13 protein-coding genes are annotated in these 15,355 nt (G+C 62.6%); 10 read left to right on the top strand and 3 right to left on the bottom strand.

Going from position 1 to position 15,355, the window contains the following annotated elements:
* Positions 1-427 precede the first annotated feature (427 nt).
* The gene (locus ABD134_RS15435) at positions 428-988 is read right to left on the bottom strand and encodes an HPP family protein (protein WP_344231141.1); all 561 of its coding nucleotides are present in this window, start codon (positions 986-988) and stop codon (positions 428-430) included.
* Between the two features lie 807 nt (positions 989-1,795).
* Here ABD134_RS15435 and ABD134_RS15440 point away from each other — a divergent pair.
* The 9 genes from ABD134_RS15440 to ABD134_RS15480 all read left to right on the top strand — a co-directional run bounded on the left by ABD134_RS15440 (position 1,796) and on the right by ABD134_RS15480 (position 13,514).
* The gene (locus tag ABD134_RS15440; RefSeq protein ID WP_344231143.1) at positions 1,796-4,285 is read left to right on the top strand and encodes a molybdopterin oxidoreductase family protein; all 2,490 of its coding nucleotides are present in this window, start codon (positions 1,796-1,798) and stop codon (positions 4,283-4,285) included.
* Entirely contained in the window at positions 4,282-4,743 is a 462-nt protein-coding gene (locus ABD134_RS15445; protein WP_344231145.1) for a hypothetical protein, read from the top strand. Before ABD134_RS15440 ends, ABD134_RS15445 begins: the two co-directional genes overlap by 4 nt.
* A gap of 275 nt (positions 4,744-5,018) precedes the next feature.
* Positions 5,019-5,363, top strand: coding sequence for a hypothetical protein (locus ABD134_RS15450; protein ID WP_344231147.1), 345 nt, complete (start codon positions 5,019-5,021; stop codon positions 5,361-5,363).
* A 322-nt stretch (positions 5,364-5,685) separates the two neighbouring features.
* On the top strand, positions 5,686-6,276 hold the full coding sequence (locus tag ABD134_RS15455) for a recombinase family protein (RefSeq protein ID WP_344231149.1): 591 nt from the start codon (positions 5,686-5,688) through the stop codon (positions 6,274-6,276).
* Positions 6,277-6,595: 319 nt separating this feature from the next.
* Positions 6,596-8,521, top strand: a complete 1,926-nt coding sequence (locus ABD134_RS15460) for an ATP-dependent nuclease (protein WP_344231151.1) — start codon at positions 6,596-6,598, stop codon at positions 8,519-8,521.
* On the top strand, positions 8,518-10,176 hold the full coding sequence (locus ABD134_RS15465) for a UvrD-helicase domain-containing protein (protein ID WP_344231152.1): 1,659 nt from the start codon (positions 8,518-8,520) through the stop codon (positions 10,174-10,176). Before ABD134_RS15460 ends, ABD134_RS15465 begins: the two co-directional genes overlap by 4 nt.
* 378 nt (positions 10,177-10,554) lie before the next feature.
* Positions 10,555-11,175, top strand: a complete 621-nt coding sequence (locus tag ABD134_RS15470) for a hypothetical protein (RefSeq protein ID WP_344231154.1) — start codon at positions 10,555-10,557, stop codon at positions 11,173-11,175.
* Complete coding sequence (locus tag ABD134_RS15475; protein ID WP_344231155.1) at positions 11,168-12,295, top strand: helix-turn-helix domain-containing protein; 1,128 nt, start codon at positions 11,168-11,170, stop codon at positions 12,293-12,295. The genes ABD134_RS15470 and ABD134_RS15475 overlap by 8 nt, the downstream gene beginning before the upstream one ends.
* Before the next feature lie 430 nt (positions 12,296-12,725).
* Positions 12,726-13,514: a hypothetical protein gene (locus ABD134_RS15480; protein WP_344231156.1), complete on the top strand. Its 789-nt coding sequence runs from the start codon at positions 12,726-12,728 to the stop codon at positions 13,512-13,514.
* Between the two features lie 161 nt (positions 13,515-13,675).
* Here ABD134_RS15480 and ABD134_RS15485 read toward each other — a convergent pair whose 3' ends face one another.
* Entirely contained in the window at positions 13,676-14,572 is an 897-nt protein-coding gene (locus ABD134_RS15485; RefSeq protein WP_344231157.1) for a hypothetical protein, read from the bottom strand.
* A 41-nt stretch (positions 14,573-14,613) separates the two neighbouring features.
* Positions 14,614-14,793 carry a hypothetical protein gene (locus tag ABD134_RS15490; protein ID WP_344231158.1) on the bottom strand — a complete coding sequence of 60 codons (180 nt, stop codon included), beginning with the start codon at positions 14,791-14,793 and terminating at the stop codon, positions 14,614-14,616.
* A gap of 207 nt (positions 14,794-15,000) precedes the next feature.
* Here ABD134_RS15490 and ABD134_RS15495 point away from each other — a divergent pair.
* Positions 15,001-15,355 (top strand): recombinase family protein (locus ABD134_RS15495; protein ID WP_344231159.1); only part of this gene is annotated, 355 nt, incomplete at its 3' end.

Below are 15,355 nucleotides of genomic sequence, written 5' to 3' on the forward strand. Positions count from 1 at the left end.
CGCCGCACGTAACGTCTAGGCAGGTTATGCTGCCGTACGGCAACGACATGGTCGGTCCGGAGGAAAACACGATGGGCAGCGAAGCTGCCTGCCGGTCAGATTTACGTCCACGCCCTTACGGGCCAGCGCGCATTCCCCGGGCTCGTGGTCCTTGGCACGGCTTGCCAGTTGAGATCGACTCAGTGCCCACCCCCGCTTCTCCGCTGGCGTCGACGTCTTCGTCATCCGCTTTCGCCCCTCTTGAAGCGTCCCGGTTCCTTGGGACTGGGATACCGAGGACCCGGCGTGCTTTCAGGACAAGGGACAGGCGCTCTCCAACCAGTCTTCCAACTTCGTGATGGGTTATCACTGGGCTGGCGCTGTACGTCGTGTTGCTGGCCGTGTTCACCATCTTCGAGGGTGAGTCCCTCTATTCCGCCTTGGGGACTCATCTGCCTAGGGTGGTCCGCGCTCCCGGGCTCAGTCCTTCGGCGTGGCTGCTATGGGGCGCACGCCGAGCAGGACGTTCAGTTCCCAGCCGGCTACCGTGGTCAGCACGATGGCCCCGGCCATGGACCCAGGCGGACGGCCCGGTGAGGATGCCCAAGCTGACGATCAACGTGGTGGCCCCGGCCGGGGGGTGCGGGGTGCGGATCGTGGTGAGCACCAAGGTGGTCACGGCCACCGAGACGGCACCTGCCAGCAGGTACGCTCCGGTGAGGCCGCCCACGGGAGCCGAGGGGGCGTCCTGAAGCCCGAACGCGTACAGGGCGCCGATCCCCGCGACTAATCCCACCGCGTGTCCCACCAATGAGTTGCGCGGCCGGGAGGAATCCAGCTGGGGGGATTCGAAGAACAGCATCACGGTCGGACCCAGGCTTGGAAACAACCACGGTTGGTGCAGGGCCAAGCCCACTGAGCCGGCACCGGCGAGCACCACCAGACTGAGCATCGCAGCATAGACGCCAGCTCCCACGGATCCCGCCCGGCCCTTAAGCCATTCCAACATGAGACCTCCTGTTGCCGGCGTTCTCCACGTGGCCATGGTCGCCTATCTCCGGCCCCGTGTCAGTTTCTGCGGGCGGGGGGAGAACATACCGGGCATGCTGGCCTGCGCCACGGGAGAGGACCCGTCAGGCCCCGAGCGCGTGGCCGTGTCTCCGAGTGGGGCCTTCGGGCCTGGCGCTACCGTCGAGCCCGTCCGGGAGGGTGCGGACTTCACCGTGGTCGCCATGAAGGAAGAACTCCATGGACGTCGCCGTCACGATGGGTGGGATAGTGGTCATCGCGAAGGGGCGGCGGGACGTGTCTCCAGTCTTTTGCGCCCCCGCGGCAGACGTGGGCTCAGTCCCGCGGTGCTCTCCGTGGTCTCAAGGGTGGCGCGGATGCTGGGACGCCCGCCCTTTGGCTCCGCGGCGACTCGGACCGGGACGCCGGGCGTTCTCGTGCTATGGGTCGTGTTGCCAGGGGTGGGGTAGGCGCTGGTCTACGTCCCACACGTGCCCGCCGGATCCCCGCCTCCCCTGCAGTAGTCCGGGGGTACCCGGATTTCATCGCGGCTTCTTATCTCTCGATTGCCAACCTGGCACGTTCGGGTTCGGGGGCGGGGTGGTGCTGCTGAGGGCTTTCCTCGGTTTTCCAGCGGTGGTGGCTCCTCCCGGCGGGACTGATGAGGCCGGAGAGTCCACGGGCGGGTGCTCCTGGTGGGTTTCTTCCCGGCATGCGGAGCGTTAGCGTCACGGGTGTGAGGTGCAGAGACGGCCGGGGCTGCCTTGGTCGTTGAATGCAGGATTCGGGCACTTTGAGAGGTACGGCCATGGTGGATCGAATAGCAGATATCTGGGGAACCCGGACTCCGTTTGCCCGCGGGCAGCGGTGGCCGGTGCGGGTGGATCAGGTCCTGGCCGAGGGACTGCAGGAATCCGATGTGGAGCGGTGGGTGCAGTCGGCGTGTGTGCTGTGCAGCAATGGGTGCGGGGTGGACATCGCGGTCAAGGACAACACCATGGTGGGGGTCCGTGGCCGGGCGGTGGACATCGTCAACCACGGCCGGCTCGGACCCAAGGGATTGTTTGCGTCCTGGCAGGGGGTGAGCAACCGGGATCGGCTGACCCGGCCGTTGGTGCGAGAGAACGGGCGGTTGGTCGAGTCGGATTGGGACACGGCCATGGGGCGCCTCGTCTCTCGGAGCAGGACACTGCTTCAGGACAAGGGCCCGTTGTCCCACGGGTTCTACACCTCCGGGCAGTTGTTCCTGGAGGAGTATTACGCGCTGGCGGTTCTGGGTAAGGCCGGGTTGGGCACCCCGCACATGGACGGCAATACCCGGTTGTGCACGGCGACTGCCGGGGCGGCGATGAAGGAGTCCTTCGGTTCCGATGGCCAGCCGGGCAGTTATGTGGACATCGATGAGTGCGATGCGATCTTCCTGTACGGGCACAACATGGCCGAGACCCAGACCGTGTTGTGGTCGCGGGTGCTGGACCGGTTGGCCGGCCCGGACCGGCCGAAGGTGGTGTGTGTGGACCCGCGGCAGACCGACGTCGCTCGGCACGCCGATGTGCACCTGGCGGTGCGCCCGGGCACGAACCTGGCCCTGATGCACGGGTTGATCCGCGAGGTCATCACCCAGGGGTGGATCGACGAGGAGTACATCGCCGCGCACACGTTGGGCTTCGAGGACCTGCAAGCGCAGATCGAATCGTGGACGCCTCAGGCTGTGGCCGCCGAGTGCGGGGTGACGGCCGATGAGGTCATCGAGGCCGCCCGGATCTTCGGAACCTCGGAGCGGGTGCTCTCGACCGTGCTGCAGGGTTTCTACCAGTCCTCCCAGGCCACCGCGTCCGCGTGCCAGGTCAACAACCTGCACCTGCTGCGCGGGATGATCGGCAAGCCGGGGTGCGGGATCTTGCAGATGAACGGTCAGCCCACCGCGCAGAACACGCGGGAGACGGGCGCGGACGGAGACCTGCCGGGGTTCCGTAACTGGGAGAACCCCGAGCACATCCAGCAGCTGGCCGAGTTGTGGGACGTGGACCCGCTGGTGATCCCGCACTGGGCACCGCCGACCCATGCGATGCAGATCTTCCGTTATGTCGAGCAGGGGTCCATCGAGTTCTTGTGGATCTCGGCGACCAATCCGGCGGTCTCCCTGCCCCAGCTGCCCAGGATCCGAGACATCTTGGAGACGGAGGGTTTGTTCCTGGTGGTGCAGGACATGTACTTGACCGAGACCGCCCAGTACGCCGACGTGGTGCTGCCCGCGGCGGCCTGGGGCGAGAAGACCGGGACCTTCACCAACGTCAACCGCACTGTGCACCTCTCCGAGCAGGCGGTGGATCCGCCCGGGGAAGCCCGCAGCGACCTGGAGATCTTCCTGGACTACGCCGGCCGGATGGACTTCCGCACCCGCTCCGACACCCCCCTGTTGGACTGGGAGGGCCCCGAGGACGGGTTCAATGCCTGGCGCGAATGCACCCGCGGCCGGCCCTGCGACTACACCGGCATCACCTACGACCGGTTACGCGGTGGCAGCGGCATCCCGTGGCCCTGCAACGAGGACCACCTCGATGGGACCGTGCGCCTGTACCAGGACGGGGTCTTCTCCACTGACCCGGACTACAGCGAAACCTACGGCCACGACCTGGCCACCGGCGCCACAGTGGGCCCGACCAACTACCGGGCGATGGCCCCCGACGGCCGAGCGATCTTCAAGACCGCCCCCTACCAGGGCTCCCACGAGAACCCGGACCAGGACTACCCGTACCGCTACAGCACCGGACGGACCGTCTACCACTTCCACACCCGCACCAAGACCGACCGGGCCGCCCAGCTGCACCGGGCCGCCCCGGACGCGTGGGTCGAGATGTCGGCGGCCGATGCGGCGGAGCTGGGGGTGGTGGAAGGCGATGTCGTGCGGGTGGAGTCCCCGAGAGGGCACCTCGAGGCGCCGGTACGGGTCGGTCATGTCCGCAATGGCACCGTTTTCGCCCCGTTCCACTACGGCTACTGGGATACCCAGGACCCCAGTGGTACTAATTCGCAGTCACGGCACCGGGCGGCTAACGAGCTGACCCTCACCGAGTGGGACCCGGTCTCCAAGCAACCGGTGTACAAGGTGGCCGCCGTACGGGTCACGAAGATCGCCGACGCCACCGGACCATCGCCGGCCCCGACCACGACCGCCTCCCGGCCCGTCCGGGACGGACGCGTTCCGGCGACCGTCGGTGGGGCCGCCGGTGAGGTCCAGGAGACGATCTCCCCCGTCGACCCACCTGCCGTGGCCACGAAGGAGGAGAGGTCATGAAGCTGCCCGTCTACCTCGGCTTGCTGCATCAGTCCGAGAAGACCCTGGCCGCGTCCTTCCGTCAGGTCGCCGAGGGGCACGGGGCCGAACCGGATGTCTACTACCTGTGCCATTCTCTGGCCGATCAATGCGACGCGCACGAGAAGGCCCTGGCTCCGATCGTGGACCGCTACGGGGAGGTCCAGGAGGTCGACGAACCCGAGCGCCTGCATGCCAGCGGTCTGTCCGAGACCCGGACCGGGCCCGTGGGCTTGTTACGGGACTTACAGGACCTCTACTTGCTGGCCAGTCTCGTGGACATCACCTGGACGGCGGTCAAGCAGGCCGCTCAGGGGTTGCGCGACCAGGAGCTCATCCGGGTGGTTGAGCAATGCGAGAGCCAGACCCAGGTCCAGTTGAGCTGGCTGGCCACCCGGATGAAGCAAGCCGCACCCCAAGCTTTGATCGTGGCCCAGTAACGTCCCGGGCAGTGCCGGACCGGTGCCGCCGTCCCGCGTCGGGCGGGTCCGGTATACCCTGGGCCGCCTCAAACTCCACCCCGCTCTAGGCGGAGGTAGTACCGCGGACACGGTATGGGGATCCACGGGGGTCAGGAGAAGCATGTCTGTAGTCAGGGCAGGGACTTCATGTGCCACAGCATGTCCTGTCACGATGGACGTCGTCGCCGGCCTGCGCAGTCTGCGTGCAGTACGGACCTACGTTCGTTTTCGCCTGTATTAACTAAGGAAAGCCCATGGCGGAGATCCTCGTGAGGGTCGTTACTGCCTGTGCTCCAACTGTCCTATTCCAACTCTGGCGACGCCACCGCAAGGACAAGGCACAACCAGCCGAAGCGATGCCGGTCGGTATTCTCGCCACAGCCGCCGGAGTCTTGCTCGTCTATTTGGTGGTATTCATCATCCCTGTCATCCCGGCTTACGACTGGGGCGACATCCTCCTCGTGTGCATCAAACTCGGGACCGTCATGGTGGGTGCCGGGCTGACTTTCGGTGAGGTCCGATGTCGGCCTCGGAAAAGTCCATGGCTGCCTCCTGGAGTCCATTCCACCCTGTCACCGGGCGCAGACACCCAGCGCTGAGCGTCCCACTCGACCGGCACGGGACCCTTTCGCATTGCTCCAGGCAGTGGTTGTGCGCGTTGATTCCATGTCTGCGGTCCGCACCCAACAAGGCAAGGTCTCGGCGCACCACACTGTCGGCGACTGTCTGGACCAGCTATCTGACTCAGCAGGAACTCCGCCGGGAGTACTTATCAGGCCGTCCCAGTTCCTTAGAACTGGGACACTCCCCCACCGGAGCGCTCAAGGACGACGACACGCCATGTATTCCGTCCCAAAAAGTAGGGTTCAAAAGGACATCCCGCGCGGCTCGTACAGATACGACTTTCGGTACAGTGTGGGCATGGATATCGGATACGCGCGGGTCTCGACCACGAAACAGGACCTGGATCGGCAGATCGACGCCCTGCGCCAAGAGGGCATCGCGGGGAAGCGGATCTACGTCGACAAGAAATCCGGGGCCACCACCAACCGGCCCGGGCTCCACGCCGCCCTGGACCAGGCCCGGGAGGGGGACGTCATCGTCGTGCACACCCTGGATCGCTTGGGCCGCACCGTCCGGGACACCTTGAACCTCATCCACGACCTCGCCGACCGCGGCGTCGGCGTGCGGAACCTGGCCGACCCGATCAAGGTGGACTCCTCCAACCCCGAAGACCCGATGTCCCAGCTGGCCGTGGTGATGCTTGCCCTCTTCGGGCAGATGGAACGCACCTACGCCATCGAACGCGCCGCCCACGCCCGCGCCGTGGCCACCGCGAAGGGCCGGCGGATCGGCCGGCCCAGCGTGGTCGATCCCAGCAAGCTGGCCTACGCGGAGCACCTGCGCAACGAGGGCCACACCATCGCCCAGATCGTGGAGAAAACTGGCATCACCCGCACCACCCTGTACCGGCACCTCCCACCTCGGCCCCCTGCGTCCCTCACTGCCTAGGAGTAGGCCCCCCGACTGCACGGGCGCTTATCCGGGGGCTTGACGTTCGGACGTCCTTCTCATCGACAAGCGATTCAGGCCCCGTCCTCAATTGGGCGGAGGTTTCCGACGTCACCTCCTAGCCACGTGGACCCATAAGGGCTAGCGCAAGACCGAGCCATTCGTCCTCGTGCAGGATGATGGGGACAGGCAGTTCGAGGTCGATCCGCACTTCTTCTGCGAGGTCACCGGATGTTCTCCGGAATGAGGGCTCCGCTGCCTGCCAGCATCGAGGAACGAGCGTGGTTGGAGACAAGATGGAGATGGGAAAGAGGCCCTCATGAAGATCACGGCATTGCGACTGAGCAACTTTCAGTCATTCGGGCCTGCTCCAACGACGATCCAACTTTCGGATCTGACTTATGTGTTGGGCCCAAACGGGTCCGGCAAGACCGTGGTTTTGGAAGCCTTGTCGCGCCTGTTCAGCCCCATCGTTCCGCAACGTACGATTCGACTCAGCGATTTCCACGTTCCTGCAGCCGGTATCCCGACTGAGGCCCAGGACGAGGAAGTCCCGACGCTGTGGATCGAAGTCGACATCGAGTTCCCCGAGGCGGCACGAGAAGGCCAGCATGCCTCGATCCCGCCGAACTTCTCGCATATGGCGATCGACAGCGAGAACGGAGTGCCCCGGATTCGTGTCCGGTTGACTGCGGAGCTCGCTGCCGACGGCGTCATCGACGAGCGGATCGAGTACGTTCTGCGTACTGACGAGTCTGGCAAGCCTGAAGAGACCGCGGCCATGACCAGGTACGACCGCGGCCATATCGAAGTCCACTACCTACCAGCCCGTCGAGATCCAACTGACCATATTTCCTATACGACAACATCGCTGATTGGGCGCACACTTCGCGCGGCGGATTGGGCACAAGAACGGGCCACCCTCGCTGACCTAACCGAAAAGATCACCGAGGCGCTCACCGCGAACAATGCTGTGTCGAGCGTCGGTGTCCACCTCACCAAGGAGTGGAAAGGTCTACATCAGGGTTCGTTCTTCGCCGACCCCTCGATTGCCTTCGGTCGCGGTGAACTGGAAGGGGTGTTGCGGCAACTCACCGTCACCTTCGCCCCCTCTCATGATGGCGCGCCACTGCCAGTCGAACGACTCAGCGACGGACAGAAATCGTTGCTGTACATCTCCCTCGTGCTGTCTTGGCAGTCCCTTGCCCGACGAGTGCTCGCAGGCGAGGAGAAGTCTTTGGACGCGGACAAGTTGCGTCCCCCCGTGCACACCGTGATTGCGTTGGAGGAACCGGAAAACAGCCTGGCGCCACAGTATCTAGGCCGGATCATCCGGCAACTTCGCGGCGCCTGCGAGACTGGCGACGTGCAGGCCCTCATTGCCACCCATGCGCCCGCGCTCCTGCGCCGCGTCGACCCAGAATCGATCTCTTTCCTGCGCCTGAACGAGAACCGCCAGACCACGGTGCACCGCATCAAACTCCCCGAGAACGACGAAGAAGCAGCGAAGTATGTCCAGGAAGCGGTGGAGGCATACCCCGAGCTCTACTTCTCACGGTTGGTCGTGTTAGGAGAGGGTGCGAGTGAGCAGGTCGTCCTGCCGCGCGTGCTCGCTGCCGCAGGCATCGGTGAAGATGATGCATCGATCTCAGTCGTGCCTCTCGGCGGCCGGCACGTGAACCACTTGTGGCGGCTGCTCAACGAGCTCCAGATTCCCCACGTAACCTTGCTGGATTTGGACAGCGGCCGCTACCACGGCGGGTGGGGACGCGTCCGCAACGCTCTGAAGCAGATCAATAAAATCAGTCCCGGAACATTTGCTCTGGACGCGATCGCGGGGCTTCCCAAGTGGAACGACGACGAGGCATTCCCCGTCTACAAAGACGATCCGGGCCCAATCCTCGCCTTAGAACGCCGTGGAGTGTTTTTCTCAGCGCCGGTGGATCTTGACCTGCTGATGCTCGAAGCGTTCCCCGATGCTTACAGTGTCGACCCCAGCGAGCCGGACGACGAGACCATCATTGCTGTCCTCGGCAAGTCACACTGCCGTGAGGAGCGCCTCGATCAAGAGCTGCGGCGACTTTTCAACGACTATCACGAGAAATTCGGGGAGAAGAGCAAACCCGCCACACACCTCGCCGCCCTATCCACGTTGGGCGATGACGCGCTTATGAAAGACCTTCCCGCCGTCCTCGCCCGTCTCGTCGGCTGCGTGCGGCTCAAGCTCGCGGAGTTGCCCGAATGATCCGCGCCGACGAGTGGTCTCCGATAGGCGGGTTCATCTTGGAGCCCAACGCGCTGAAGGCAGCCACGATGTTGGATCAAAACGTTGTGGTCGCAGCAGGGCCCGGGGCCGGCAAGACCGAGCTGCTGGCGCAGCGCGCGGATTTCCTGTTCCGCACCGGAGCCTGCCCGTACCCGCGACGGATACTTGCCGTCTCCTTCAAGGTTGACGCGGCGCGCAACCTTCGTGACCGCGTGCGACGCCGATCAGGTGCTCAGTTCGCGAGCCGGTTCGACAGCCTCACGTTCCATGCTTTCGCGAAACGGATCATCGACAACTATCGCCCCGCCCTCACCGGACAGAACGCCCTCAACGCCGATTACCGCATCGACCGGGACCAACGGATTGCCGGTGAGCAGATCACCTTTGATGATCTCGTCCCGTTCGCGGTGGAAATCCTGGAGAAGAACCTGTATGCACGTGGCGGGATCCGCCAAACCTACAGCCACGTGTTCCTCGACGAGTTCCAAGATGCCACCGGCGACCAGTACGAATTGATCAAGAAGGCGTTCGGTCCATCGGGGGCGGTCCTGACCGCCGTCGGTGACGTCAAGCAACGCATCATGGCCTGGGCCGGCGCCTTGGACGGCATCCTCAAGGACTATGCAGACGACTTCACCGCCGAGTCCCTGCCCCTGTACCAAAACTTCAGGTCGGCGCTTCGGCTGCGCCGAATGCAGAACCGCATGATCGCGCAGATGGATCCCGATGCGGCCATTGACGGAGCCACCCTGTCCGGTGACGAAGGCGTCATCGAGGTACTCGCTTTCGACACCGATGACGACGAAGCCGAGCACATCGCAGAACAGGTGCAGGACTGGCTTGCCGCCGGGAGCGATCCTGCCGAAATCGGGATTTTGGTCCGTCAACAACCGCACCTGTACGCGGCCAGGTTGGGGCAGGCTCTCACATCACGCGGCATCCCGTTCCGTAACGAGCAGGCCTTTCAGGACCTCGCAGCTGAACCCGCCGCGGTGCTCATGTTCAACTTCATCCGTGTCATTGCCGCAGAACGGCAGGCAGGCGCCTACGCCGAGCTGATGCGTCTTGCCAGGCGGCCCGCTGCCTCGGAGGATGAAGCCCACCGCTTCGATAGGAGTCTCAAACGACTCATCCAGGACGCCCGTGACGATCTCCGCGCGTTCCCGGACAGGGAATCCGACCCGGCATTCTGGCACGGATGGGTGGAGAAATTGCTCGACCTGGTGTCGCGGCCCGTACTCGTCGCACTCTCACCCGGATACCAGCACGGTGCTCATCTGGCCGACGTGATTGACAAAGCTCGGGGCTCGTTCGAGAAAATGATCAGCCTCGACGGCGATGCGCTGTCCGCGGTGAAACGGCTTTCTGGCACCGACGCGATCCGAATCCTCACCATCCACAAGTGCAAGGGCCTCGAATTCGAGCACGTCGTAGTAGTTGGTGTCGAGCGCGAGTCCTTCTGGGGCAAGCCAGAGGCTGCGATCTCGGAGTTTTTCGTCGCGATCTCCCGGGCCAAAACTCATCTCACACTTACCCGGGCCGAGTACCGGAAGCGCCCTGACGGGCACAAGGGTCGGTGGGATGCGCACCGCCGAGCTCACAGTGGCTTCCTTGATTTCGCGCGCGACAGTTAGGACGTGTTCGGCGCTTCGATCACAGCCAACGCCTTGCCTGAGAGATCGCATCATGCGCCAGTGCGGCCTCAACGACTCGGAACATCCCTCGCAAGCATGTCACCCTGTGTCCCCCCTCGCGCTTTCGAAAACCGGCGATATGAAGACAATTTCTAAAGTGTATGCTGACTTGCAGGGAAGTCAGTCTAAAGTTGAAACGGGGCCACGGTGACATCTTCTGAAGCTGAAGTTTGGGCGGCGCAAGTCATGGGGCCTTCGGGTCCGGAAGTCAGGGAGAGGCTGCCCGGCGTGCTAGTCGACGCGCACAACAAATGTGCGGCCTGGCAGAACACGACTGGTCTCCCCACCGCACACCCATATGGCCTGATGTGGATTACGGTGCCCAATGCCGTAGCAAGAGAACTCGGCGGGCTGCCGGGAGCGGACAAGTTCCGCCCCCGCAACGGTCAGTATCCGGTGCTTTCGTTCAATGGAGTGCCGCTCCTTACCTGGCGTGTCTCGAAAGATCACATCTCGCATTTTGAGGATACGGCGCTGGGCGAGTCCGTGACCGGATCGAAGCGTGCTCTGTTTGAGCGGCGACCGGTGCAGCCCATGTTCGACTTTTCGGAGCTGGAGGGCAGCTCATCTGACGCTCAGGCGCCAGAAGCTGGCGAAGGCGACGATTTGCGCCAGGTGATCAGCGAACTCGTCGGTGAGGATGCCCACGTGGCCCTGTTGGCTTATTCCAGCAATCAGCATGCCCTGCTGTCCGCGTACTACGGGTATGCGAAGCTGCGGGACGACGACGTGGTCGAATACTCCTTTTACGAGAAAATAGACCTCGAAGGTGCAACGGCGCGACAGCTCCGTCCGGTGTCAGATTTCGACGCCTCGGATTCCTTCGATGCGGGCGACCTCGACGGCCTGAGCCTCCGCGCACGTACACCGGTTGAGGGAACTCCGTCCCTCGAGCGTCCAATCGTCTTGCCGTCAGCCGCTGAAGAAGACAATGACTAAGTTCGACCAGCCCAGCCTTTTCCCCGAGAAAGTAGCGGCCTTAGCCTTCGACCCCCGTCGCCTCACTCAAGCGCGATTGCTCGCGGGGCGGACAAAGCAGGACGTGGCTACTTCACTTGGGATATCCGGCGCTGCACTCGGTCAGTACGAAGCCGGGATAACCACCCCTCGACCTGACCAGTTGCCTAAGCTGGCCGACAGTCTCGGTGTCCCGCTCGGGTTCTTTACGGGCGGACGGCCTCACGCACACCTGGATGCATCCACTGCCCATTTCCGCAGTCTGAGGAGCACCCGAGTCTCACAGCGAGCCAAAGCTGTCACTTATGTTGAGTTGCTCTGGGAACTTACCTATGCGCTGGAACACTATGTCGAACTCCCCTACGCCGACCTCCCGGATTTCGGTGGCGAGGAACAGCTCTCAACGCCTGAAGCCGCGGCCCGGGAACTGCGCCGCCACTGGGGAATTGTGAAGGGACCATTCCGTCACCTCATCAGGACGATGGAGCAGCATGGAATCATCGTTTCGATGACATCGCTCGGTGATGAGGTCGCCCGCGTCGATGCCTTCTCCACGTCGCATCTCCCTCGGCCGTTTGTCATCCTAACTCCCGATCGCGCTGACGATGTCTATCGTTCGAGGTTTACCGTCGCCCATGAATTGGGCCACCTCGTGCTTCATCATGACGTGGCGGCTGGCGACGTCGAGAAGGAGAAGGAAGCCGATCGCTTCGCAGCGGAACTTCTCGCGCCAGCCGCCCAGATCGCCGACGAGCTATCAACTCGGATACAGCTCAACGCCTTGGAGGAAGTTAGCCGACGCTGGGGCGTTTCCCAGAAAGCTCTTGTTTACCGGAGCCGGGAGCTAGGCCTTGTATCGGATACTTCCGTGCGCAGGGCATACCAAAAGCTCGAGCAGTTGCGCGCCGCCGGAATCCTGCAGAACCAGCCCATCAGGCTTTTCCCCGGAGAAACCCCAGCTCTACTGTCAAAGGCCTTCGAACTCGCCCAAGAGGGCGGGTTGACAATGGAACGGTTGGCCAAGCAGCTGTCATGGACGCCATCGATGGTCAGAACCGTGTTGGGGGAAGAGGATACGAGGCCTAAGCTCCGATTAATTTAGACACAATCTGCAGTTAGGTCTGCTGAACAGGAATTGCCGCATCCGGCGGAGGGCCGGTTAGGGCGATCTGGATACGCAGGACGAACCCCAAAGCCGAACGTGTACGCGAGCTTTACCATCTCATCGCCGACTACGCCGCAGCACATGGCGGGCATTGCATGTAGCGGTTGTCGATCATGCCAGGTGCTCCGGTGACTGGCTGCAGAGCAAGATTGTCCACGACTGGTACGGAGGCTAGAAGCTCATACCTGCCTCGTGGTTGGCCCTAATGGATACCGGCGGGCGACCGTGTCTATTTAAAAATAAGTAACCCCACACCGTTACGGTGTGGGGTTACTTATAAGTCTGACCCCCGGTGCTTCACGGCTCGTACCCTGCGGGTAGTCCGGAGAGGCACCATATGGGGGAATACGTTAAGTAGTGTATCTCTGTGCCCAGCCTTCAGTCCAGCCCGTCCCACCGGTACAGAACCGCGCCCAATGAAAACACGGCGTTAAGTCGGCTGATCTCTCCGGAAAGACTCAGCACCTATTCTCACGAAGCTTCAACTGCCGGCTGTAATGCCTTGGACCTCTATCTCTGGGACCAAGACCTGGCCGCCGCCGCCCTCGCAGATATTGCCATCCTAGAGGTCGCGCTCCGAAATTCCATGAATGAGCAACTTGTCGCCTTTGCTGGTCGACAGGATTGGTATGCGGTCGACATCGGGCTCGACGACCGTTCTTTGAACTCCATCAGGCGCGCCTGGGGCGATATTCCTGGCGCTATGCGGACGCCCGGGCGAGTCGTCGCACAACTAATGCTTGGATTTTGGAGAGACCTCCTAGAAACCGGTGGAAAAATCGATGGTAAAACGCCTAGGCAACGCAACGCGGACTACGAAACCTTATGGCGAAACGGCATGAAGAACGCCTTTCCTGGGGGACGTTCGCTGGCGCGATCCCGATCGGAACAGTTCAGCAGAACCTGGATGCTAAACGTTGTCCAAATGGTCCATGCACTCCGGAACCGGGTGTCACATCATGAACCGCTCATTAACGGCGTGAAGATGCCAGGACAGCAAGGTCTGAGAATATCCATCGCCGAAGCCCACCAAGCATGCCTTTTTCTTGCCCGCTCTTTAGACCGGGATCTTGGACGCTGGTTCGAAAGGAACAGTCGGATGGCCCCGGTCATACATCTTCGTCCGCCCGTGCTCAGCCCCGAATTTATGATCTGAACATCTCAGCTAAGTGCTTCTTCTCTCAGAATCTTCATCGGCGCCACCGATAACGGCGCACATGTTGGTGGAGAGTCTTGGTCGTTCCGCTTCGCGAGAATGTCTTCGCTATGTACTCCCACTCCGCCAACGACGTAATGTTTCCCCCTCAACTAACCCTATTAAGGAGTAGGGGTGCCCTGCCGATAGAGGTCCATCGCACGATCTTTAAGGTCAGCAGCGAGCTGATTGGACATGCGCCATCCATCAGCCACCCGTGTGAGGTGCTGGAGTGCTGCCTGTCGTTGCGCTGCTGCCGTTCTTGCCTGCGACCAAGCATCGCTTTGCACTAGGCTTTCGGCGATTTCATCGAGGCGTGAGCGGATATCGTTGTCCCGTCGCATCGTCTCGTCGCTGGCACGGCTCCTGATCGATCTGAGAGCCAGTTCCTGGGTCCAAGGGTCAGCTTCCGACATTTCAGGTACGAGAGCCTTCGCCAACGTTCCTCTCTTGTGCGGGGGCGTGGCCCGGAAATTTGGGTCCTCCATCATCTGGTCAGTCAGACGCTGGATCTCGAGTTTCTCTAGTTCGCGCTGCGTACCCCGGTCTTCCTCTGTTGCCGCGATCGCCGCTTCGAGGGCTTTCTCAAGCCCGTCCCGCAGTTCCCGTACCCATGCGGCGGTTGCTATCCATTCACACAGCAAGCCGCTCATCGCCCAACGCAACGTGACCCGACAAAGCTCCCCTTCGCGTTTGGCGGCAGCTTTCAACAACCGATCGACGATCGGGTGCGACGCCGGCTCTACCGGGTCACCATCGTCGTCGGAAGGCAACAACTCGAGAGGGTCGAAATCTTCGTACTCTGCGAACACCAGGTCGCTGGTCGTTGCTATCACGTCCAGCATTGCCTCAGGGGTCGCGTTATCCGCCATGAAATACAAGTCCGCGGATCGGGCCAAAGTCACTGGGGCGGGGCTGAGCCGCAGTCCGCTTGCAGCTAGCAAGTCGGGCAGGCGCGCCCGCAGCTGCTCGAGGTCGCTAGTGGTTAGGTGACTGCCCTCAAAGGTGCGTTCTACCATGTCAAGAGCATAAACGGACACGCGGGCAGCCGCCCCCGTGACTATTTGCTCTCGGGGTGTAGCCCCAGGTGTTGGCGTTGGATGAAGTCGGCCATTCCGGGCACGGTGAAGGCAAGTTGCCCGTGCTCGGGTGAGGAGGCCAGGCCCTTTTCGACGAGTTGGGCCCAGATGGGGCCGTGCTCACGGAACCCGAGCCGTGGACGCCCGCCACCCTGTCTCATCAAAGGTTCGTTTAATGAGACGCCAGGCTGGGTTCTTGACAGCACTTCATGGTTGATCCAACTTCCCCGGATTCTCGGACAACTTGCCGATGCTGCGAACGTGCCATTCTGTCTCATTGGCCTGTCTCATTTGCTACCGTCTCAACTACCTAAAACCTGTCGAGTTGATGAGACGAGGCCCGGATGGTAAGCCTGGGATACGCGCGCGTGAGCACGGTCGAACAGAACGCAGACCTGCAGACCCGCGCCCTGAAGGAAGCGGGATGCCTGAAGGTCTACACCGACCAAGGAGTCAGCGGGACCAAGGCCAAGCGTCCGCAGCTGGACAAGCTGCTCGAGCACGCCCGCGCCGGGGACGAGCTGGTGGTGTGGAAGCTGGACCGACTCGGGCGCAACACCCGGCAGCTGCTGGACCTCATCGACCACCTCGAATCCGAGGGCGTCCACTTCCGATCCCTGACCGAGGGGATCGCCACCACCGGGCCGATGGGCAAGGCCATGCTCACCGTTATGTCTGCTTTCGCTCAGCTCGAACGCGATCAGCTGGCCGAACGCACCAAGG

Origin of the sequence: Citricoccus alkalitolerans, assembly GCF_039528175.1 — a bacterium.
GTDB lineage: Bacteria > Actinomycetota > Actinomycetes > Actinomycetales > Micrococcaceae > Citricoccus > Citricoccus alkalitolerans.